Here is a 23,281-nt window from a genome sequence, read left to right as displayed (position 1 = left end):
TTAGATTTTAATTAAAATTGATTCATTAATTTTCCAAGCGCAAAGTGAATGGCCATAGTCAAAATACCAATAATTATATTACGAATAATAGCAGTTTTTGCTAATCCATTCCCTAACTTAGCACTTAGATAACCGGTGATAGCGACTGATAAAATTACAGCAGCTATTGTTGATGGCCAACGATAAATACCACTAGTTAGACTCATAGCTAGTAATGGGAAAATACCACCTAAGGCTGCGGAAATTAATGACGAAAAAGCGGCATTCCATGGACTCATGTAATGACCTAGTTGGATTCCATATTTGGTATTAACAACCGTGTCCAATGGTTTTTTAGCAATTAATTCTTTAGCGATTTTAGTAGAGGTTTCGTCGCTAATGCCTCTTTTTAGATAGTATTGTTTAACATCATTTATTTCACTATCAATATCTTCTTCTAATAATTTTTGTTCAACTTTTACAGCTGCACTTTCAGCATCTCTTTGCGAACTAACTGATGCATATTCACCAGAAGCCATTGAAAAAGCACATGCTAATAAGTCAGAAAGGCCAGCAATAAAAATAGTAAATATATTAGGAGTAGCAACAGCAACTGAGAATAAAACTCCGACAACTGTTAAGATTCCATCGTTTGATCCTAAAACACCAGCTCTTAGGGTATTTAATTTTTCGTTCATAGTTTGTTTTTTGTTTTTCATATTAAATTACTCCTATTAACTAAACATTCCGACTAATAAACCAATCAAATATGTAACAATCATTGTTAACATTCCAGATGTAACATTCCTGAATATTGACTTGATTTTATTAGCATGACTTAGAATGGCTGCAATATATCCAGTAATTGCAAGAGCAATGATTACCGCAATAAAGGTAGCAATAATATTGATTCCTGATGGAAATAATGAAATAGCTAATAATGGTAGTATGGATCCAATTGGAAATGAAATCATTGATGCAATTGCTGCATCATATGGACTGGTAAAATTGTTAACAACAAAGCCATATTTTTCACGAACAGTTGTAACTAAAGCATCTTTATTCATCATTTCTTTAGTTGCTTTATTAGATAGTGCTTCAGAAATACCGCTTTGCATGTATTTATTTTTGACAAAATCAAATTCTTCATCATAGTTATTTTTTAAAGCATATTTTTCATTCATAACAGCTCGCTTTTGAGAATCACTTTCGGTATTAACGGATACATATTCACCCATTGCCATTGAAACAGTCCCGGCAATCATTCCAGCAATTCCTGAAATGAAAATTGAAAAAGTATTAGTAGTTGCTCCAGCAACTCCGATGACAATTCCAGCAACTGAAAGGATGCCATCATTAGAACCCATCACACTAGCTCTAATAACGTTTATTTTTTGAGCTAAACTTTTTTTATTTTTCATTAAATATTCACCTTTTTAGATTATAATGATTATTAATTAATAACAATTATAACTATATTATTAAATTACAATCTTGTAAAGTCCTTATAAAATATTGTATATTGAAAGAAAAAGTTAGGCAAACCAAAAAAGAGATGCTTGATTATTTAAAATGCCCATATAATAAGGTTTACTAATGAAAACTAAATTATTGATTATAATATGGTTATAAAACAATGTTGATTTTATTAATAAGTTATACTATGATTTTATTAACATTAAAATGTGAATTGTTCTTTGAAAAGAGATCTGTTGTTTTTATGAAAAAAACAAGGGTCTCTTTTTGTTAATTTAGGGGGAAAAGTAATGCCAAAATTAGCTTCATCATTAAACAATATATACAATAAAAGTTTAGATTCATTAGCGCCGTCTGGAATTAGAAGTTTTGATAAAAAGATTTCTAATATTGATGGAATTATTAAATTAACAATTGGAGAACCTGATTTAAATACTCCTGAACATGTTAAAAAAGCGGGTGCCGATAGCATCATGAATAATGATTCTCATTATTCCACTCAAAGTGGTAAGCCAGAATTAAGAGATGCAATTTCTAATTATTTAAATAAAATGCATAATTTAAATTATGATGCTGAATCTGAAGTTGTTGTCACTGTAGGAGCTACTGAAGCAATTTATGCAGCTTTTCAAACCATTTTAAATAAAGGTGATAAAGTAATTGTTCCTACACCAACATTTGCTTTGTATTTTCCTATTATCAAGATTTTAGGTGCAACTCCTATTAAGGTTGATACTTCTGATAATGATTTTGTTTTAAGTCCAGAAAAATTAAAAGAAACATTAGATAAAGAAGGTTCATCGGTTAAGGCTGTTTTATTAAACTATCCTGGTAATCCAACTGGAGTGGAATATTCAAAGGATGATTTACAAAAATTAGCTAATGTTATTGAAGAACGTAAATTATTTGTCGTTTCTGATGAAATTTATAGCGATATTACTTATGATGTAAAACACTATTCAATTGCTGAAATATTACCAGAACAAACTTTATACATTAGTGGATTGTCAAAATCACATGCTATGACAGGCTATCGAGTGGGTTATATTTGTGGTCCTAGTCCAATTATTAAGAAGTTATCAATGGTGCATGCATTTTTAGTTACAGCCACTACTAATTCTGCACAAATTTCAGCAGCAGAGGCGTTAAAAAATGGAATGCAAGATCCAGTTGAAATGACCAAAATTTATCAAAAACGTCGTGACATTTTGCAAAAAGGATTAACTGAATTAGGTTTTGATATGCCACAACCTAAAGGTGCTTTTTACATGTTTGCCAAAATTCCAGATCAATTTGGTCAAGATGATGAAGCATTTGCATTAGATTTAGCTCAAAAAGCTAAAGTTGGTGTAATTCCAGGAAGTGCATTTGGACCTGGTGGTGAAGGGCATATTAGATTTTCCTATGCAGCATCTGATGAAACTATTCATGAAGCACTAAAAAGACTGAAAGCATATTTAAACTAGACTATTTGGGGGTAAATATTATGGATAGAAGAATACCAAACATTATGGGCACTCAACACCCAGATAATGCTAATGTTCCATTTTTTAAAAAAGATGGTGAACAATTTGTTTCAGCTTTTAATGAAATTAATGAGGCATATCAAAATTATGCTGTTTTGGATGCTGATGAATACATGTGGGATTGGGAAGGTAAACATGCTGATTCATCAGTAATTGATCGATTATATTCAGAACATTATGAATACTTTAAGCAACATCCATTAGGTAATGACAAGTTTCTTACTTTTAGATTACCTAATATTTGGGAAGAAAAGGGCTATAGCCTCATGCAGGCCATGACAACCATTTTATTAGCTGAAGATTTTGCTGATGATTTGAACTTTAAAAATCGCCCATTATTTGAAGCAATCTTACCAATGGCTAGAACTGCTGAGCAATTATTAAAAATGGAAGAAAAATTTTCTAGTTTGGCTCATTTTAAAGACCAAGAATTTGGTAATGGTCACAAAAATACTGATCGCCTAAGAATGATTCCATTATTTGAAAGCTTTGAAGCGCAATATAATGCACCTAAAATTTTGCAAAAATATGTAGAACTTTATAAGAAAAACTTTGGTGAAGATTTAAAATATATGCGTGTATTTTTAGCTGGTTCTGATTCAGCACTATCAAATGGGTTCTTAAACAGTATTATTGGAAATAAATTAGCCTTGACCAAGTTAGGTGAATTTTCAACTGAATCTGGAATTGATATTTATCCAATTGCTGGTACTGGTAGTACTATTTTTAGAGGTGGATTATCTCCTAAGTTAGTCGATCGTTATCTAGAAGAATTCCCTGGATTGAAAACAGCAACCATTCAATCAGCATTTAGATATGACTATCCACTAGAATCGGTCGTTAAACCAGCAATTGCTAAATTGCGTGATGGACTACAACATAATGCATTTAAGATTATTAATGACGATGATCAAAAAACTTTATTGGATGTTGCTGACAAGGCAGCAGCTGAATATCATAAAACATTGGATCCACTGATTAATGATTTACAATCTGTATTTGATGCCTTTCCAAAGCGTCGTGATCGTCACCAACATGTTGGAATTATTGGATATTCTCGTGACGTTGATGGTTATAAGATGCCCCGTGCAATTACATTTACCGGATCATTATATTCAGTTGGAGTGCCACCAGAAGTGCTTGGAACTGGTCGTATTTTGCAAAAATTAGATAAAACAGAATTTAAAACTTTAACTCAATACTATCCAAATATTAAAAATGATTTTAAACATGTATTAAAATACTTTAGTACAGATGCTTTAGATTCATTAATTAAACAAAATAATAATTGGCAAGGCGTAAAAGAAGATGTTGATGCCATTCAAGATATCTTTGGGATTACTGTTGGACCAACTAATGAAGATGAAGTAGAACATGCTAAATTAGCGAATGATTTAGTTCGAATTGATGATGCAGAAGTGCGTAATATTTTAATTGAAAAAATGGCTAAATTAAGACATTTCTTAGGTTAATAAAAAACCACTACTAATTAATTTTAGTAGTGGTTTTCTCTTTTATTTTACATTTTTATGATGGTGCATTAACCAAACTAGCATTATTGTAACTGCCATCATAATTAAAGCAGCTATCCAGTAAGTAAAATGCATTCCAAATAAGAACCAATCATCATGTCCAAATGGATAAGTCGTGATTGAGCGATTAGCTTTAAAACTCATTCCAGTATATAACAACGATGTTGATAGGGATAATCCAACGGTAAAGCCGATATTACGACTTAATGCGAGAACTGATCCAGCAACACCTTGTTGTTCCTTGCTGGCGTTTTCCATTACCATTGGATTGTTTTGGAATAATCCATTAGCTGTAGCAAATACCATAAAACCAAATAACAGAATTGCTATTGGCCAAGTTGGTTGAACAACTGCAAAGATGATTTCTGCAATCACAAAGATAATGGATGCTCTAAATGACATTTTAACAGCACCATACTTATCACAAAGCACACCACCCAAATAAGCTGTAAAGACATTGACAACCGGTAAAACACTCATCATGAAACCAGTTTGCGAAGGGGAAAATTTTAGATTATCTTGAATATAAAATGGCAATAACACGTTATTAAAGTAAATAATAATATACATGAACATTAAAGAAATAATACTGATTGTAAAACCAGGATTTTTAAATAATGATAAATCTAAAATTGGTTCTGAAACCCTTAACTCAATTCTAATAAAGCCAATAATCAAAATGGCAGTAATAATGAATGCAATAATCACTCCTAAATTACTAAAACCAATTTCTTGGCCGGTAAAAATTGCCACAAAGAATAGACCAATAGCGAGTGCTAATGTTATAAAACCTAAATAATCAATATTTAATTTAGGTTTACTTTTATCAGGTTTGCTATAAACAAACTCACCAAAGATAAAAGCTGCAATTCCAATTGGCACATTGAATAAAAAGATCCAGTTCCAACTAGCCACTGACAAGATGATTCCGGCCACTGCAGGACCAGCGATGTATCCTAATTGGCCAATTGTGGTATTAATACCTAATGCTTTACCACGTGAACTAAATGGCACTGATTCAGTGATAATACCTAAATTGGTTGCCATAGTCATGGAGGCACCTAATCCTTGTAGACAACGAGCAATTAACAAGACAACTAGGTTCGTACTAATTCCACAAGCTAATGAACTAATTGTAAAAACTAGAGTGCCAAGTTGAAAAATTTTAGCCTTACTTAATTGGTCACCAAGTTTACCAAAAAGAATCAATGACATACATATTAGAACTAAGTATGCTGATGAAATCCATTCTGCTTGATTCATTGGCACGTTCAAATCTTTAGAAATTTGCGGTAATGCAGTATTTACAATACTCATATCAACCGTTCCTAAAAATGAAACAATTGCTACGGATAAAATAATAAGCATCTTTTTATGCTTCATATTTTCACTCCCTTAAGTTATTTATTTAATATTGTATCAGATAAAATGTACTTGCATTAACTAAAAAGGCATCCACTTTGAGTGAATGCCTTCTTTTATTTGATTGAATCAACAAATTGTTGATAATCTAATTCTTCACCGGTATCGGTAAAGTTAATATTATCGATTTTCGCAGCATGTAAATTTTCTTCTGAAATTGATAATTTGCCAACAAAAGTGGCATTACCAATTAATTCAATCCATTGATTATTGGAGGTGTTATGAACTTTAGTTTGGACCATTCCACCAGGATTATATACATAAATAGGTTCTTTGGTATTTATTAAATTAGGGAAGTTAATTGCAAATGCTAATGAAGTTGCTGACATTCCAGTTCCACAAGCATTTGTAAAACCGACACCACGCTCATAAGTATGTACAAATAACTTATTGCGACTTAATATTTTAGCAAAATTGACATTAACACCGTCAGTAAAATAAGGGTTAGGGTCATTTAGTTTTTTACCAATCTCTCCTAAAGTGTCATTTAAATCATGATCATTTTCTACAAAACTAATTAGGTGTGGATTAGGAACTGCAATTGCAGTAAATCTCAGATGGTCGCTTAATTGTGGTAATGCAGTGTTTAAAATGCTAGTAGTATTTAAATTTTTAAATGGAAAATATTTACCATCAAAATAAACCGGTGATATTTCGACACTAAAAGCAGCAACATTATGCGCCAAGTCTGCATGTCGGTTTACTAACAAATCAGCTGATTTAGTTTCTACTTTAAAGCTATCTTTATGGTATTTATTAGCTAAATATCTGGCTACACATCTTAAGCCATTACCACACATTGAGGCTTCACTACCATCAGCATTGATTACTCTCATTTGAGCTAAAGCATCTTGATGACTTGATTCATCAACAACTAATAAGCCATCTGCCGGATTTAAATCATTATCTTCACTAGTTATTGATCTTGTTAGTTTTATTAGTTCATTATCATTAAGCTTATTATTGAGTAATGTTTGATCTAAAATATAAAAATGGTTTTCAGAACCATGGACATAAAACAAATTAATCATATTAATTACTCCTTATTCAAAGAATTCATTGTAGATACTTTTAACAGCTTGATTAGCATTAGCTTCTCTAGTCCCAATCATGATAGAAATTTGAGAAGCACCTTGGTTAATCATGTGGATAGGGATGTTTTCATTAGTGATTGGATCAATAATGTCACTAATAGTAGTTGCAGCATCACGCATACCTTCACCAACCACCATGATAATAGCATAATCGTCAATCCAATTTAATTTATCAGGTTTGATACTTTCTTGAATTTCTTTACATAAGCTTTTAATTGTAATTTTGTCTAAACTTTCTTTATTAAAAATAACGGTTAAGTCATCGATTCCAGATGGCATATGTTCGTATGAAATATTATATTTTTGAAAAATTTGCAGTAATTTTAAAGTTATTCCAACTTCTTTATTTAGCAAGTATTTGTGTAAATAAAGTGCTGAAAAATGTTTCGATGATGACACTCCGGTAATAGGATGCTCAGGTTGAAATGAACCTTCTGGCACAATTAATGTTCCAGGTTCATCTGGCATATTAGTATTTTTAACGTTAATGGTTACATTCCCCTTAATTGCAGGGATAATAGCTTCATCATTAAAAACGGAAAAACCAGCATATGCAAGTTCACGCATTTCACGATAAGTCATCTTTTTAATTGGAGCAGGGTGATTGATAATTTTTGGATTAGCAGAATAAATTGAACTAACATCAGTGAAATTTTCATACATAGGAATGTTTAATCCGTTTGCAATAATGGATCCAGTGATATCTGAACCACCACGTGCAAAAGTTGCCATATTCCCATCTTTAGTATATCCAAAGAAACCAGGAATAACTAATTTTTCATTACCATAACCAAAGTGTCCCAAATTTTCATATGTTTCTTTGAGCACATCGGCAGCATTAGGATCATCTTTGGAAACAACAATGCCTAATTCTTTAGGATCTACGAACTTAGATTTAATGTTTAAGTGATTTAGCACAATTGACATTAATTTAGCGTTCATTCTTTCACCATGTGCTTTAAAAGCCGCCAATAAATATTCGTTATTAGGATATTTTTGTTTAGGTAGATTATTAAAAATACTTACAATTGGAGCAAATTCATCATCACTAATATCATATGTATCAGCAATATCTTTATATCGTCCAATAATATTATTTAAGATATCTTTATAATCTTGTTTATTAATCACAGCTTTTGCATATTGAATTAATAAATCGGTTACTTTAATATCATCATCAAATCTTTTACCAGGAGCTGATAAGACGATGATTTGTCGTGTTTTATCTTTTTTGATTATATTAATTACTTTTTTATATTGATCACCATTAGCTAGTGAACTACCACCAAATTTTATTAACTTTGTCATCTAATATCATCTCGCAATTTAATCTTTCTAATTAATTTGCATTTTAACATTAAAATTAAATTAGACAAGCAGCATATTTATTTGATGGATGCATTTTTAAAATGTATATATAGTAAATAAAAAATATGTTAGAAAAAGTAGTTGACTTAAGCGGGTAAATAGTTTTATTATGTAATCAATCGAAGAGGTCGCAACCGAGAATATTAGATAAACTCAGTCACTACAATGATTTTTAAAGTTTGTTGAAAGGCAAGGTTGCCGAAGCAAAGACTACTTGTGGGTAGTTGTTTGCTGGGACATGATTTAATAGATCATGGACTGTCACAAGAAAATATTTCTTGTGGAGCGCTTTCGACAATTGAAACCGAAAATGAGAAGAACATTAAATTTGGATTCTTTTGTACGAGTGTAACCACATTCATGCAAAGGAATCCTTTTTGTTTTCAATTGGCCGAAATCGAACGAATACATTCGATAGAAGGGCATGTTTATTATGACGAAACAAATAACAAAGCAAAATATTAATGAAGCAGGTCATTTAGAAATTGGTGGGTGTGATGCCATTGATTTAGCAAATCAATTTGGGACTCCACTAGTTGTATATGACACTGGAAAGATTAGATCACAATTCAGAAAATTTAAGGCTGTTTTTGAACAAAGTAATACTGATTATGCAGTTTGTTATGCTAGTAAGGCTTTTGCGAACACTGCAATGTATCAATTAGTTAATCAAGAACAAGGTCACATTGATGTAGTTTCGGGTGGAGAATTAGCAATGGCATTACATGCAGGTTTTCCAGCAAGCAGAATTAGCTTTCATGGTAATAATAAATCTAAAGACGAATTAAGAATGGCTTTGGAAAATCATGTTGGAGTAATTATGTTAGATAATTTTCATGAAATTGACTTATTAAATCAATTGTTGACTGATATGAATACTAATTGTGATGTTATGTTAAGAATTACACCTGGAATTTCAGCACATACACATGAATTTATTCAAACTGGTCAAACTGATAGTAAATTTGGCTTTGACCTAGAATCTGGTGAAGCTAAAAAAGCTTTTGAAATTGTGCATGCCAATAAATCAATGCATTTGTTAGGTATTCATGCACATATTGGTTCACAAGTTTTTGAATTAAAGGGGTTTGAGATGGCTGCTAGTAAGCTAGTTGATTTAGCAGCTGAATGGAAACAAGAATATGGATATGAAGCTCAAGTGATTAATGTTGGTGGTGGCTTTGGCATTCAATATACAGATGCAGATGATCCATTAAAGCCAGAAGCTTTTGTTCAAAAAATTGTTGAGACTGTTAAGGATAGAACTAAAGCTAAAGGCTTAAAGATGCCAGCTATTTGGATTGAACCAGGGCGTTCAATTGTTGGAAATGCTGGATATAATCTATATCGCATTGGTTCTAGAAAAGATGTTCCCGGTATTAAATCATATGTTTCAGTTGATGGTGGTATGGGTGACAATATCAGACCAATGTTGTATGACGCTAAATATGAAGCAGCAATGGCTGATCATCCATTACGTAGTTCAATTGAACATGTTCATCTGGTTGGTAAGTATTGTGAATCAGGTGATGTTTTAATTAAGTATCAACCATTACCAGCAACAAAACCAGGGGATGTAATTGTAATGTTGGATACTGGTGCTTATGGTTATTCCATGGCATCTAATTATAATTTGAATCCTAAACCAGCAATTGTTTTTGTGGAAAATGGTAAAGCACAATTAGTCACTCGACGTCAAAATTATACAGATTTATATGCGCTAGATAATCAATTGAAATAAAAGGAGACATAAAAATGGCAAATTTAGATGCACACGAAATTATTAATTATATTGGAAATGCAGAAAAGAAAACTCCAGTTAAAGTTTATATTAGTGGTCAAATGGACAAAATCGATTTTTCAAGTTCAATTAAAGTTTTTAAAGAACAACATACAGCTACTATTTTTGGTGATTGGAAAGATGTAGAAACATTGATTCAATCCGATTTGGTTGATGATTATGAAATTGAAAATAATGCCCGTAATTCCGCAGTGCCTTTATTAGATTTAAAGAATGTAAATGCGCGAATTGAACCAGGTGCAGTTATTCGTGATCAAGTAAAAATTGCTGATAATGCAGTCGTTATGATGGGTGCCATTATAAATATTGGTTGTGAAATTGGTGAAGGTTCCATGATTGATATGGGAGTTGTAATGGGTGGACGTGCCCTTGTTGGTAAGCATTCTCATATTGGTGCTGGTGCTGTCTTGGCTGGTGTAATTGAACCAGCATCAGCTAAGCCAGTTCAAATAGATGATGATGTTTTGATTGGTGCCAATGCAGTAGTTATTGAAGGAGTTCATGTTGGAAAAGGTGCAGTTGTAGCAGCTGGTGCAATTGTTACTTCAGACGTTGCTCCATACACAATGGTTGCTGGTACTCCAGCTCGTAAAATTAAAGATGTTGATGCTAAAACTCAATCTAAAACTAGTCTGGAAGATGATTTAAGAAAGTTGTGATTTAAATGGCTGAAATTAATTTAATCGATATTAGGCGTCATTTGCATCAGATTCCTGAATTAGCATTACATGAAAATCAAACCCACGATTATTTATTGCATATAATAGGAAGCTTTAATCAAGAAAATGTAACTATGGGTGGCATTGAATCTTTACCCACCGCTATTTTGGTAAGAATTCAGGGTAGTAATCCTAAGCGAACAATTGGTTATCGAACTGATATTGATGCATTACCAATAGAAGAAAAAACTAATTTGCCATTTTCATCAACTCATCCAGGAATTATGCATGCCTGTGGACATGATGTACATATGACGGTTGCTTTAGGTATCTTACATTATTTTACTGAACATCAGCCTAAAGATAATTTAGTATTTTTCTTTCAACCAGCTGAAGAAAGTGAAAGTGGTGGCCGTTTATCGTATGAAGCCAATGCATTTAGTGGACCATTCAAGATTGATGAATTTTATGGATTACATGACAATCCTAGCTTACCGGCTGGATCTATCGGATGTCGAATGGGGACTTTATTTGCTGGTACTACTGAAATTAATATTGATTTAACTGGTAAGGGTGGTCATGCTGCTTATCCTCAAAATGCTAATGACATGGTGGTAGCGGCCGCTCAATTAATTAATCAAGTGCAAACGATTATTTCTCGTAGCATTGATCCCATTCAAAGCGGAGTTATCACTTTAGGAAAAATTGAAGCTGGAACTATTCGGAATGTAATTGCTGGCCATGCCAGAATTGAAGGCACTATTCGAGGATTAACCCAATCAATGATTGAATTAATTGATCAAAGATTAAAAGATATTTGTCATGGCATTGAATTGAGCTATAACTGTAAAGTTGATTTAGAGTTAAATCAAGGTGGTTATTATCCAGTGGAGAATAATTCAGCATTGACTAAAGGCTTTATTCATTTTATGAAAAATAATTCAGATGTTGATTTTATTGAAACCAAGCCAGCGATGACTGGAGAAGATTTTGGTTACTTATTATCTAAGATTCCAGGAACGATGTTTTGGCTCGGAGTGGGCGATGATTCATCATTGCATACAGCAACTTTAACTCCTGATGAAAGTGCGATTGATAAAGGCGTTAATGCAATTATTAGTTTCTTAGAAAATCGAATGAAAGAATAGGTGATAATTATGTTTGAAAATGTAGATTTAATGACGGCAATTATTACGCCTTTTGATAATGATGGCAAAATTAATTTTGATGCTTTAAAAGCGATTACTGATCATTGCTTAAACACAGGTAATCGAGGATTTGTTATTGGTGGTACTACTGGAGAAACTCCTACATTAACTCATGACGAGAAAATTGAACTATATCGTCGCTTTGTTGACATTGTTGACGGTCGCGGTTCAATTATTGCGGGAACTGGTAGTAATAACACTCAAGAAACCATCGATTTTGCTAAGGAAGTTAGTATGATTAATGGTATTGATGCCGCTTTAGTAGTTGTTCCTTATTATAATAAGCCTAATCAGCGTTGTATGAAGGCTCATTTTGAAGCAGTTGCTAAGCAATCTAATGTACCATTAATTATTTATAATATTCCCGGTAGAACTGGCGTCACTATGAGTAATGAAACAGTGATTGAATTGTCTCACAATGAAAATATTGTGGGAGTAAAACAATGTACCTCAATGGAAGATTTGGAATATCTAGTTGAACATACTGATGATAATTTCAATATCTATACCGGTGAAGATGCACAAGCATTATTCGCTAAGTCAATTGGTGCAAATGGAGTTATTTCAGTTGCATCTCATATTTATGGAAATGCAATGCGTGAAATGTATGATGATTTAGATTCTGGTAATTATAAAGCTGCTGGTGCGATGCAAAGAAAATTAACGCCAAAGATGTCAGCATTGTTTATGTATCCATCACCATCACCTGTAAAAGCAGTTATGAGCGCGCAAGGATATCAAGTGGGTGCTTGTCGTTTACCAATTCTTTCATTAAATGATGAAGAAAAACAACATTTAGCCGATAATTTAGACTTAAGTCATGATGCATTATTAAATTCTTTACCAAAGGAGTTAAAACTATGATTAAAATTTTATTAGCTGGTTTTACTGGTTCAATGGGACAAAAAGCAATTAATTTAATAAATAATAATGATGATATGCAATTGAGTGGTGTTTATGCACCACATTGTACTGACGATCATGCTAAATATAATTTGTCCAATGAAGTTAATATTTATAATTCATTAAATCAAATTACAAATGATTTTGATGTTTGGGTAGACTTTACTCAACCTGATGCGGTTTATGAAAATACTAAATTTGCTATTGAACATAATATCCATCCGGTAATTGGTACTAGTGGAATGAGTGATGAACACCAAAAAGAACTAATTAGCTTATCCAAGGATAAACAGGTGGGTGGTATTATTGCACCTAATTTTGGCTTATCAGCAGTTCTGCTAATGAAATTTGCTGGTGAGGCTGCTAAATACTTTCCTGATGCTGAAGTAATTGAAATGCACCACCAAGATAAAAAAGATGCACCATCGGGAACTGCTTTAAACACGGCTAAAATTATTGGTCAAAATCGTGACGATAACGCAGTTAGTGATGATGAAACTAAAGATAATTTATCCAGTTCGCGTGGTGGTACATATGATGGTGTGCATGTTCATGCAGTGCGTTTGCCAGGATATGTTGCCCATGAACAAGTCTTATTTGGTGGGGCTGGCGAAGCCTTAACTCTTCGTCAAGATTCATTTGATCGCGGTTCATTTATGAAAGGGGTTAAAGTTGCAATTCAAAAAGTTAGTGACTTAGACCACTTAGTAATTGGACTAGAAAATATTCTATAGAAAAGATGATACAAAATGCCGGAATTATCTTTGGGATTAACGCAAACTTATAATCAACGTTTGAATTCAATTCAACCTTCTAACATTAGAGGATTTGATACCCAAATTTCTAAAATAAAAGATATTATTAAACTAACGATTGGTGAACCGGACTTAAACACTCCTGATCACATTAAGGATGCTGCTAAAAAGAGCATTGATGCTGATGATTCTCATTATTCAAATCAGGCAGGTAAATTACAATTACGTAAAGCCATTCATAACTATTTGTTTAAAAATTATGAATTAAATTATAATGCAGAAGATGAAATTGTAGTGACCATTGGTGCTACTGAAGCTATTTATGCTACTTTTGAAACATTGCTTAATCCAGGAGATGCGGTGATCTTGCCTACACCTTTGTTTTCACTATATGAACCTATCATTTCTTTATTAGGCGGTAAAGCCATTGATTTAGATACTTCAAATAATGGATTTAAATTGCAACCAGATCAATTAAAAGCAGTATTGTATAAATATGGTGATCAAGTTAAAGCAGTATTACTTAATTATCCAGGAAATCCTACTGGTATTGAATACTCACCGGATGAAGTTAAGTCACTGGCAGATGTTATTCAACAATATAATATTTTTGCAATTACTGATGAGATTTATTGTGAACTAACATATGATGTTAAGCATAAGTCCTTAGCTAGCTTTCTTCCAGAACAAACTATTTATATTAATGGCTTATCTAAATCACATGCTATGACTGGTTGGCGAGTTGGTTATGTTTGTGGCCCCCATGCATTTATTAAGAAGTTATTAATGGTACATGCATTTATGGTTACATGTCCACCAGACGTAACTCAAATAGCTGCTTATGAAGCGCTTAAAAATGGTTTAAAAGATCCTAAAAAAATGCGTGATATTTATAAATGTCGTCGTGACTTTATTAGTGAAAAATTAACTAGTTTTGGTTTTGAAATGGCAATGCCTAGTGGGGCATTCTATGTATTTGTTAAAATCCCTGACCGTTTTGGTAAAGACGATACCAAATTTGCTTTATCTTTGGCTAAACAAGCTAAAGTTGGAGTAATTCCAGGAAGTTGTTTTGGTAAGGGTGGCCAAGGATACATTCGCTTATCTTATGCTGCTTCAGATGAAAATATCAGAGAAGCAATGAATAGAATCGAACAATTTTTAAATAATTAAAGAAGGTAATTATGATGAAGGAATACAATGTAGCAATTTTAGGTGCAACTGGTGCTGTTGGAATGAGAATGGTTGATCAATTAGCTAATTCAACAGTTCCAGTTAAATCATTAAAACTATTAGCTTCAGCTCATTCTGCTGGGAAGCAAATGGAATTTAAGGGCGAAAAAATAACAGTGGAAGAAACTACGAATGATTCATTTGATAATGTTGACTTAGTATTAGCCTCAGCTGGTGGAGCTGCTTCTAAAAAATTCTTACCAGAAGCTGTTAAGCGCGGAGCTGTCTGTGTTGATAATACAAGTGCATTTAGAATGGATCCAGAAGTACCATTGGTTGTACCTGAAGTTAATCCGGAACAGTTGAAGAATCATAAAGGGATTATCGCCAATCCTAACTGTTCTACTATTCAAATGGTAGTAGCTTTAGCTCCAGTGTTTAAGAAGTATGGTTTAAAGCAAGTTATTGTTTCTACATATCAAGCTGCTTCTGGAGCTGGTCAATCTGCTTTAAATGAATTTTATCAACAAGCAAAGGATTACCTAGATGGTAAACAAATGTCTGCTGATATTTTACCAACAGCCGGTGATAAGAAACATTATCCATTAGCATTTAACTTACTTCCTCAAATTGATGTTTTTGAAGATGAAGGATATACACATGAAGAATGGAAAATGATTCATGAAACTAAGAAGATTATGCTTAATGATATGAATGCAACTGATTTAAAAGTTACTGCTACTTGTGTTCGTGTTCCAGTGCCTATTTCACATGGTGAATCTGTGTACTTCGAGGTTGAAGATAATAATGCTAGTGCAACTGATATTAAAAAGACGATTAGTGATGCTGCAGGAGTAACTTTACAAGATGATCCAGATCATCAAGTATATCCTCAACCATTAAATGCTGAAGGCAAGCGTGAAACTTTCGCTGGAAGAATTCGTCCCGACCAAGAAAATAAGGGATGTTTTAATATGTGGGTTGTTGCAGATAACCTCCTAAAAGGAGCCGCTTGGAATACGGTTGAAAATGCAGAACGCTTAGTTGATGAAGATTTGGTCAGGGTACCTAAAAATCATTATCAAGGCTAAGCAAATAAAAAGTAGTCATCAGATAAATTCTGATGACTACTTTTTATTTGCTTAGCCTTGCTTGGCATTCTTTACATAAGCCATAAACTTCAACATGACTTTGTCTAACTTTGAATCCAGTTTGTTCTTCTGTAGTTTTACTTAATGATTGTTCTAAACTCTTATAATCTGGATATTCTACATCAATAATTTTACCGCAGTTTTCACAAATTGCATGGAAATGTGGATTGCCAAAGAAATCATAACGAATACCACCATCTTCAGCTGGTAGTTCAATAATAATTCCCAATTTTTCGAATAGTTGTAAACTATTATAAATAGTGGCAACACTCAGATTAGAGAATTCCTTTTTTAATGCTTCATAAATAGTATCTACAGAAGGATGATTATCATGATTAATCAAGTACTTTAAAATTATTTGTCTTTGGGGAGTAATTCGAATCTTACTTTCACGCAAAGTATCTAAAGCTTTTTGATATGTTTCATTGGGCATCTAATATCCCTCCTTAAATAATAAGCTAGTTTAGAATTATTATTATCTTAATAATAAAATTAATTATATAATAAATCAAACAAATAGCTATTAAATAAAGCTGAAATTAGTAAAGTTTTAGATGACGTTCAATTTCTGCATTAGATGGATAAACATTATAACTGAATTTAGCAGTAGGCCAGTAGTTTTTAGCTAATATATGAATACGATTGATTAATTCTAATTCTAAACCAGTGTCCATGCTATCAATAGCTTGAATATAAATAGTAGGGGCAGTATCGTCCTCGCTAATATTAGCAATACCACCCATACCCATAAATTTATGATTTTCTTTATCTTCAATTCCCCATAAAAGGGCTTTTTGTCTCATAACATCTTTCATGGCCTCATTGATAAAATCGCCAGTTGATTTAATATCAGCATTTTTATCAAACTTTTTTTGAAAATCAATAACATCCTGTAGTTTAAATTCTGTTAACCAATCTAACCTTAAATGGTTAGTTAAAATTGGGTGTATGCCTTCAAAACTTTTCATATTAATTAAGCTCCTTTATTAAGTTCGTAGCTTAATTATATTCCATAAAAATTGTTTTTAAAAGAAATGTTTATTGATAGAAGCAGTCTGTTGTTCAGACATACAACAACATCCTCCAATATATTTTAATCCTATGTTTAGCCATTCTTGGACTAATTTATTAAATTCTTCAATGCTAATTCCTTGATTATCCCATTCTTTAATCTTTGGATTATAATGAGCACCAGAATTCGGAAAAGCAATTAGATCTTTGTGTGCGGGCTCATTATGAATGATTGCCTTTAATGCATTTGTTACGATTCGAGGGTCAGTACAATTTAATCCATAGGCAATCACATTTGATTGTTTTTCTAAGAATGATTGTACAAATTTAAAATTGGTTCCATCTGCTAAATGTGTAGCATCTTTCATAGAACAAGCTACGATTGAAGGAATATTAAATTGTTTGGTAAATTTAACCAATGCTTTTATTTCTTGAAAATTAGGTAGAGTTTCTAACAATAAAACATCAACTCCAGCTTTTACCAATATTTCAATTCTTTCTTTATGAAATTGTATATATTTATTTTCAGTTAAATGATAGTTACCAGTATATTCTGAGCCATTAGCCAAATATGCTCCATATGGACCAATTCCAGCTGCCAACCAAGTTGGATGATTTCTTGAAAGCTTTTGAGCATCTTTAGCAACATCAAAAGCTTTTTTGATCAATTTACGAGCTTCTCTATGACTATAGCCAGCATTTTTCATCAATTTACGAGCTTCTCTATGACTATAGCCAGCATTTTTCATTAATCCACTAACACTGGCTTGGTAGGTATTAATCGTAGTCATTGAAGAACCAGCATTAAAGTATGATTTATGAACATCTTTAATCAAATCACTATGATCTTTTAATGCTTTAGCTGTCCATAATTTGCCATTAAGCTTTAAGCCACGTTCTTCTAGACCGGTTGACATTGAACTATCAATTAAGATTCGTTTTTGTTGATTTGACCATTCTGTAAAGTTATTCATTTTTATTCAGCATCCTTTCTTGAGTAAAATATTTTATAAGATACATAGCAAATAATTGAGAAAGGAATCCCAATTATAATTGCAATTCTTTGGTTAGGATCAAAAGCAATTCCAATAAGTGATAATGAACAGATGACAATTACTAACCATGGCAAAATTGGATAAAATGGGGCTTTATAAGATAATTCAATTGTTGAATGTCCATTTTTAATAAATTGTTTACGAAAATTTAATTGGGCCCAACCGATAATTAGCCAAACTATGACAACTGCGAATGCCGAAATAGCTGTTAATGCTAAGTAAACAGTATTAGGTGCATAAATACTGGAAAACAATGCTAGGAATCCACCTAAAATAGTTAAACTCAGTCCATATATCGGAATGCCATTTTTACTTAATTTTGATAATTTTTTGGGTAACGTTTTCTTTTCAGCTAATGACCAAATCATTCTAGAAGCAGCATAAACACCTGAATTTGCACCTGAAAAAATAGTGATAAATAAAATAATATTCATAATATCTGATGCGTAAGGAATATTTATTGATTGTAAAATAGTCACGAATGGACTTTGTGATAACGAAGAAGAACTCTGAGGTAAAATTGATCCCAGTGCAATAATAGTGCCGATAAATAATACAATTAGAGTAATTAGTGTTTTTCGAATAGCTTTAGGTACTGATTTTTTAGGATTTTTACTTTCACCAGCACCTACAGCAATCATTTCAGTTCCTGAAAAAGCAAAATTAGCTGATAGGATAATTGAAATCACTGGTGAGATCCCATTTGGGAAAATCCCATTTTTGGATAATGGACCAAAAAATGGAGTAAAGTTTTGATGGTGAAAAGGTAGAATCTTAAATATTATTAAAACACTAATAATTAAAAATAGGGCTAATGCAATTACTTTGATTAATGACATGTAAAGTTCACTTTTAGCAAATAAATTCATATTAACAATGTTTAACAATAAAATAATAATGGCAAAAATTAAACTATATCCCCAAACAGGAATAAAGGTAATATATTGTTTAGCAATGGTAGAAAGAGCAATGAATTCAGAACCTAATGCAATTGTCCAAGTTAGCCAATACATCCAAGCGACAACAAACCCCATTGCTGGACTAATATATTTACTAGCATAAGTATGAAATGCTCCCGTACTAGGATCATGCACCGATAATTCGCCCAAACATGCCATTACCATACATACTAATAAGGATCCAATAATGTAAGCAATAATGGTGCCAATGGGCCCAGCAAACTGTATTGAATATCCAGTACTCATAAAAATACCAGTACCAATAACTCCACCTAATGACATAGTAATTAAGTGTCGACTTTGCAAATCTTTAGATAACCTTTGTTTGCTCATTTTCATCACTCCTTTAAAATAAAAAAGCATCCGTCCCTTATTGAAAAGGGCGAATGCTTCGCTGTACCACCTTAATTTATAGCCTTATTTTAAGACTACCTTATCCAGAACTTCTTACATATTCCTTTGTGCTATATCGGGCACTTACCGCTATGAGTTAAATATCACCCATAAAAGTTCAGAGACCATTTTCATTAATAATAATTTGCTCATTTTCATCAACCATGAACTTTCTGAAAAATTATTAATTAACTACTTTTCTCATCAAAACCTAATTATTTAATCAATTATTAATAATTATAATTGTAATTTATGAATAGTCAACATAAAATAGATAATAAGATTATCAAACCATTTCTGATTGATATAAAAATATGTATAATAGAAGTATACATTATTAATATAATTCTAGTTGAAAGTGAGATTTTAACATGATTGAAAAGTTCTTAATTGGAACGTATACTACGAAACTTAGTAAAGGTGTTTATGAAATTGATTTAGACACTGACAAAAAAGAATTAAAGAATTTACAATTCGTTGCTAAAGGTAGAAATCCTACATATGTAGCTATGTCAAAGGATAATAAAATTTATTCAGTTGATAAAGCTGAAAATGGTGCTGGTGGAGCAATGGCTTTAGATGCTTCTACTCGTCCAACTACAGAAATTAATCGTTGTATTAATGAAGCCACTAATCCAGCTTACATTACTGTTGATGAACAACGTCAATTTGTATATACTGCTAATTATCATACAGGTGAAGTAATGGTATATAAAATTGAATCAGATGGTTCAATTGATTTCCAAAATAAAGTTGTTCATGAAGGACATGTTGGCCCAAGACCTGAGCAACAAAATGGGGCACATCCTCATTATGCAGATTTAACTCCAGATAATCGTTTAGTTGTTGTTGACTTAGGACAAGATCGTGTTTACGTTTATGATATTAATGATGAAGATGGTAGTTTAACTGAAGTTTCATGTTTACACATGGAACCAGGATTTGGTCCAAGACATATTGTATTTGATCCAAAGAAACATCTTGCTTACTTGGTAGGAGAATTAAGTAGTAAGTTAGCGGTTCTAAGATACGATGCTGAAAATGGTTCATTTGAAGTTAAACATATTGTAGATACGATTCCTCATGATTGGGCTGATCATAATGGATCTGCTGCTATTAGAATGTCTGAAGATGGCCGCTTTATCTATGTTTCAAACCGTGGAAATAATAGTTTAGCTGTTTTTGAAGCTAAAGATAACGACAAAGTTGCACGTGTTCAATTAATACCAACTGAAGGTGATTTTCCACGTGACTTTAACTTCAATTCGGATGAAAGTTTCGTAATTGCTGTTAATCAAAATAGTGATAACGCTACATTATATGCTCGTGATAAGGAATCTGGTAAATTATCAGTTATTCAAAAAGACTTTATGGTTCCAGAAGGCGTTTGTGTAGCTCAAGAATATTAATAAAAAATAACGCACTTTAAAGTGCGTTATTTTTTATTATTCCAGAAATTATCTATTAAGTTTTTAGTATTATTTTTATTATAAGAAATTTTTACATTCCAATTGTTAGGGAAAAATTTTTGATATCTTTGCTGACTGAATCTACGATCTATAAGTATAATATTTCCTAAATCATGGTTAGTTCTAATTAATCTACCGGCTGCCTGCATCACATTATTTAATCCAGGAAGTTGATAAGCATATTCAAAGCCGTGGCCATTTTCTTTATCGAAATAATCTCTAATTAAATTATTTTCGGCACTTAATCCGGGCAATCCGACAGAAACAATTCCTACCCCAATTAAGTCATCATATTTTAGGTCGATTCCTTCACTAAAAATACCACCTAATAAGGCGAATCCAACTAAAATTTTACTTTGATTATTTTTAAATTGATCAATAAATGATTGTCTTGCTTTATCATCCATCGATGCTTTTTGTACAATTGTTTGTATGTGAGGATATCTTTTTTCAAAGGCTTCGACGATCATTAACAAATATTTATTTGATGGAGCAAAAATCATATAATGACCTTTTTTGCTACTGATCATGTCGAATATGCTTTCAATGATTAAGTTGATACTATTATTTCTTTGTTTATAAGTCGTTTCGATATAATTGGTGCTAATTAATTGTTGATTATTAATCGGAAATGGAGATTCAATTTCAAAAGCTAAACTATCATCTTCATGACCTAATACTCTTTGGTAATAATTCATAGGTGATAGGGTTGCAGAAAATAAAATTGCACTGCCACCTAATTGTAATGATTCACTTAAATGAGGGCTGGGATCCATACAGAAAAGTTTGATTATAATATTGTTATTGTAATCATGATAAATTCTAGTTTTATAAGTATCGTCATAATATTCATTGATTTTTTGATAATGCAATAACTTAAAATAATATTCCAAAATCTCATCATTTAACTTATCTTCTGGATGATTTTTCTTTAGCCAAGCATGAATTTTATCTACTAATTTGTTTACTTGTTTGTTAAATGCATCTAGTGGTTCTGTGACGTTTATTTGATCAACATTATTATCCTTTAGCACTTTAGTATTAATATTAAAAGACTGTTTAAAGGACTTTAGGGCCCGATGCAACTTATCGTTAATATCAGGATTATGTTTGCTCATTTTTATTAATTCATTTAATTTACTGTCACTCAATTCAGCAGAATACATATCACGAGAACGATCTACTAAATTATGAGCTTCATCAATTAAAAGTACGTTATTTGAATCTTCTACTGCGAAAAATCTTTGTAGATATATTTGTGGATCAAATAAATAATTATAGTCGCCAATAATAACGTCACAAAAGAGACTTAAATCTAATGAAAATTCAAATGGATCTAGCGTGTATTTTTTTGCATACTTTTGCACAACATTTCTGGTTATTTGATTTTCATTTTCCAATACTTTTTTGATAGCTGGTTTTAAACGGTCATAATATCCAACCATATAAGGATTATCCTCAGGCTTTAAATCTTTTTCTTCATCAAAAGTGATCTTTTCTTTTGATGTTATGGTAATACTTTTGATATATAAGTCTTTATTGGCCATCAAATTCATTGTATTTTCAGCGATATTTTGGGTACTTTGTTTAGCGGTTAAATAAAAAATACGATTACATAATTTTTCACCCATACCTTTAATGGCTGGAAATAATGTGGAAATGGTCTTACCAGTTCCAGTAGGAGCTTGGGCAAATAAATGCTTATTGAATGCAATGGTTTTATAAACAGCCGCAGATAATTCACGTTGACCTTTACGAAAACTTGTAAAGGGAAATTTCATTGCTTGAGCTGATTTATTACGTTTGGCGACAATATCACTACGTAATTTTAGCCATTCTTCATATTCATTAATTAATGATTGAAAGAATTGCTTAGACTCAGCTTGACCAATTTCTTTAAACTTTACTGTTATTTGTTCATCAGGGGTCTGTACATATGTTAATTTAAGTGTAGCTTTTTTAATCTTAGGATTCGCATCCATTAATAAATAAGCATAAGCTTGTGCTTGTCCCCAATAAAGTTGCAAAATACTATTAGGTAAATCTTCAAAGATAGTATCTGAAGTTTTGATTTCTTCAATTTCAGCCTGATTTTCTTTTAAAATAAGACCGTCAATGCGACCATCAATTTGAAAATTAATATTATTCATTTTGATATTTTTGGCAAGGGGCACTTCAGCTTGGTATTCTTTGCCATGTTTTTTCTGTAGTTTACGATGAATTTTAGCTCCTTGTTGAGCAGTATTATTACTATTTAGCTTACTATTTAAATCACCACTTTTAAGAGTGAATTCTACTAAGTCACGGACACCAATTTTATTAATGATAAATCACCTCTGAAAAATAA

The 23,281-nt window shown here is 32.0% G+C and carries 20 protein-coding genes, 1 riboswitch and 1 other annotated feature; of the genes, 10 read left to right on the top strand and 10 right to left on the bottom strand.

The annotated features are described in order from the left end of the window. Window positions 1–11 precede the first annotated feature (11 nt). The gene (locus DY123_RS00950) at window positions 12–698 is read right to left on the bottom strand and encodes a VIT1/CCC1 transporter family protein (protein ID WP_225426725.1); all 687 of its coding nucleotides are present in this window, start codon (window positions 696–698) and stop codon (window positions 12–14) included. A gap of 15 nt (window positions 699–713) precedes the next feature. Continuing rightward, window positions 714–1,400 (bottom strand): VIT1/CCC1 transporter family protein, encoded by a 687-nt coding sequence (locus tag DY123_RS00945; protein ID WP_140923662.1) that lies wholly within the window; start codon window positions 1,398–1,400, stop codon window positions 714–716. Window positions 1,401–1,745: 345 nt separating this feature from the next. On the opposite strand from DY123_RS00945, the gene DY123_RS00940 reads away from it, so the two are divergent. Together DY123_RS00940 and ppcA are read left to right on the top strand one after the other, a co-directional pair. Beyond that, window positions 1,746–2,921 carry an aminotransferase class I/II-fold pyridoxal phosphate-dependent enzyme gene (locus DY123_RS00940; RefSeq protein ID WP_140923661.1) on the top strand — a complete coding sequence of 392 codons (1,176 nt, stop codon included), beginning with the start codon at window positions 1,746–1,748 and terminating at the stop codon, window positions 2,919–2,921. Window positions 2,922–2,941: 20 nt separating this feature from the next. Beyond that, a complete protein-coding gene (ppcA, locus tag DY123_RS00935) occupies window positions 2,942–4,453 on the top strand; it encodes a phosphoenolpyruvate carboxylase (protein WP_140923659.1) in 1,512 nt (503 codons plus the stop codon). A 42-nt stretch (window positions 4,454–4,495) separates the two neighbouring features. Here ppcA and DY123_RS00930 read toward each other — a convergent pair whose 3' ends face one another. The 3 genes from DY123_RS00930 to DY123_RS00920 all read right to left on the bottom strand — a co-directional run bounded on the left by DY123_RS00930 (window position 4,496) and on the right by DY123_RS00920 (window position 8,337). Beyond that, window positions 4,496–5,896 (bottom strand): MFS transporter, encoded by a 1,401-nt coding sequence (locus tag DY123_RS00930; RefSeq protein WP_140923657.1) that lies wholly within the window; start codon window positions 5,894–5,896, stop codon window positions 4,496–4,498. Between the two features lie 95 nt (window positions 5,897–5,991). Further along, entirely contained in the window at window positions 5,992–6,966 is a 975-nt protein-coding gene (dapF, locus tag DY123_RS00925) for a diaminopimelate epimerase (RefSeq protein ID WP_140923655.1), read from the bottom strand. Between the two features lie 12 nt (window positions 6,967–6,978). After that, window positions 6,979–8,337 carry an aspartate kinase gene (locus DY123_RS00920; RefSeq protein WP_140923653.1) on the bottom strand — a complete coding sequence of 453 codons (1,359 nt, stop codon included), beginning with the start codon at window positions 8,335–8,337 and terminating at the stop codon, window positions 6,979–6,981. Window positions 8,338–8,511: 174 nt separating this feature from the next. Continuing rightward, a riboswitch (Lysine riboswitch) is annotated at window positions 8,512–8,697 on the top strand. Between the two features lie 133 nt (window positions 8,698–8,830). Between DY123_RS00920 and lysA the strand changes: the two genes are divergently transcribed. Genes lysA through DY123_RS00885 form a run of 7 tightly spaced genes read left to right on the top strand, consistent with a single transcriptional unit; the run spans window position 8,831 to window position 15,987 of the window. Then, on the top strand, window positions 8,831–10,138 hold the full coding sequence (gene lysA, locus DY123_RS00915; protein WP_140923651.1) for a diaminopimelate decarboxylase: 1,308 nt from the start codon (window positions 8,831–8,833) through the stop codon (window positions 10,136–10,138). A gap of 14 nt (window positions 10,139–10,152) precedes the next feature. Continuing rightward, on the top strand, window positions 10,153–10,857 hold the full coding sequence (gene dapD, locus DY123_RS00910; protein ID WP_140923649.1) for a 2,3,4,5-tetrahydropyridine-2,6-dicarboxylate N-acetyltransferase: 705 nt from the start codon (window positions 10,153–10,155) through the stop codon (window positions 10,855–10,857). A gap of 5 nt (window positions 10,858–10,862) precedes the next feature. Beyond that, window positions 10,863–12,005: an N-acetyldiaminopimelate deacetylase gene (locus DY123_RS00905; protein WP_140923647.1), complete on the top strand. Its 1,143-nt coding sequence runs from the start codon at window positions 10,863–10,865 to the stop codon at window positions 12,003–12,005. Window positions 12,006–12,014: 9 nt separating this feature from the next. Beyond that, the gene (gene dapA / locus DY123_RS00900; protein WP_140923645.1) at window positions 12,015–12,929 is read left to right on the top strand and encodes a 4-hydroxy-tetrahydrodipicolinate synthase; all 915 of its coding nucleotides are present in this window, start codon (window positions 12,015–12,017) and stop codon (window positions 12,927–12,929) included. Further along, window positions 12,926–13,702: a 4-hydroxy-tetrahydrodipicolinate reductase gene (dapB, locus tag DY123_RS00895; RefSeq protein ID WP_108983081.1), complete on the top strand. Its 777-nt coding sequence runs from the start codon at window positions 12,926–12,928 to the stop codon at window positions 13,700–13,702. Before dapA ends, dapB begins: the two co-directional genes overlap by 4 nt. A 15-nt stretch (window positions 13,703–13,717) precedes the next feature. Continuing rightward, a complete protein-coding gene (locus DY123_RS00890; protein ID WP_140923643.1) occupies window positions 13,718–14,896 on the top strand; it encodes an aminotransferase class I/II-fold pyridoxal phosphate-dependent enzyme in 1,179 nt (392 codons plus the stop codon). Between the two features lie 11 nt (window positions 14,897–14,907). After that, window positions 14,908–15,987, top strand: coding sequence for an aspartate-semialdehyde dehydrogenase (locus tag DY123_RS00885; protein ID WP_140923641.1), 1,080 nt, complete (start codon window positions 14,908–14,910; stop codon window positions 15,985–15,987). 43 nt (window positions 15,988–16,030) lie between these two features. On the opposite strand, the gene DY123_RS00880 is transcribed toward DY123_RS00885, so the two are convergent. From DY123_RS00880 to DY123_RS00865, 4 genes are all read right to left on the bottom strand, one after another. Continuing rightward, on the bottom strand, window positions 16,031–16,480 hold the full coding sequence (locus DY123_RS00880) for a Fur family transcriptional regulator (protein WP_108983078.1): 450 nt from the start codon (window positions 16,478–16,480) through the stop codon (window positions 16,031–16,033). 106 nt (window positions 16,481–16,586) lie between these two features. After that, complete coding sequence (locus tag DY123_RS00875) at window positions 16,587–17,015, bottom strand: hypothetical protein (protein WP_108983077.1); 429 nt, start codon at window positions 17,013–17,015, stop codon at window positions 16,587–16,589. 57 nt (window positions 17,016–17,072) lie between these two features. Then, window positions 17,073–18,032, bottom strand: a complete 960-nt coding sequence (gene mmuM, locus DY123_RS00870) for a homocysteine S-methyltransferase (RefSeq protein ID WP_140923639.1) — start codon at window positions 18,030–18,032, stop codon at window positions 17,073–17,075. A 2-nt stretch (window positions 18,033–18,034) separates the two neighbouring features. Further along, window positions 18,035–19,405, bottom strand: coding sequence for an amino acid permease (locus DY123_RS00865; RefSeq protein ID WP_140923637.1), 1,371 nt, complete (start codon window positions 19,403–19,405; stop codon window positions 18,035–18,037). 42 nt (window positions 19,406–19,447) lie between these two features. Next, window positions 19,448–19,682: a binding site (T-box leader), on the bottom strand. A gap of 154 nt (window positions 19,683–19,836) precedes the next feature. Here DY123_RS00865 and DY123_RS00860 point away from each other — a divergent pair. Continuing rightward, a complete protein-coding gene (locus DY123_RS00860; protein WP_105963847.1) occupies window positions 19,837–20,874 on the top strand; it encodes a lactonase family protein in 1,038 nt (345 codons plus the stop codon). Window positions 20,875–20,900: 26 nt separating this feature from the next. Here DY123_RS00860 and DY123_RS00855 read toward each other — a convergent pair whose 3' ends face one another. Beyond that, window positions 20,901–23,261 carry an ATP-dependent DNA helicase gene (locus tag DY123_RS00855; protein WP_140923636.1) on the bottom strand — a complete coding sequence of 787 codons (2,361 nt, stop codon included), beginning with the start codon at window positions 23,259–23,261 and terminating at the stop codon, window positions 20,901–20,903. Between the last annotated feature and the right edge of the window lie 20 nt (window positions 23,262–23,281).

It is taken from the genome of Apilactobacillus micheneri, assembly GCF_006493595.1.
GTDB classification, from domain to species: Bacteria; Bacillota; Bacilli; order Lactobacillales; family Lactobacillaceae; genus Apilactobacillus; species Apilactobacillus micheneri.
The sequence above is the reverse complement of the archived record's forward strand: the minus strand, read 5'-3'. Positions and strand labels throughout refer to the sequence as shown.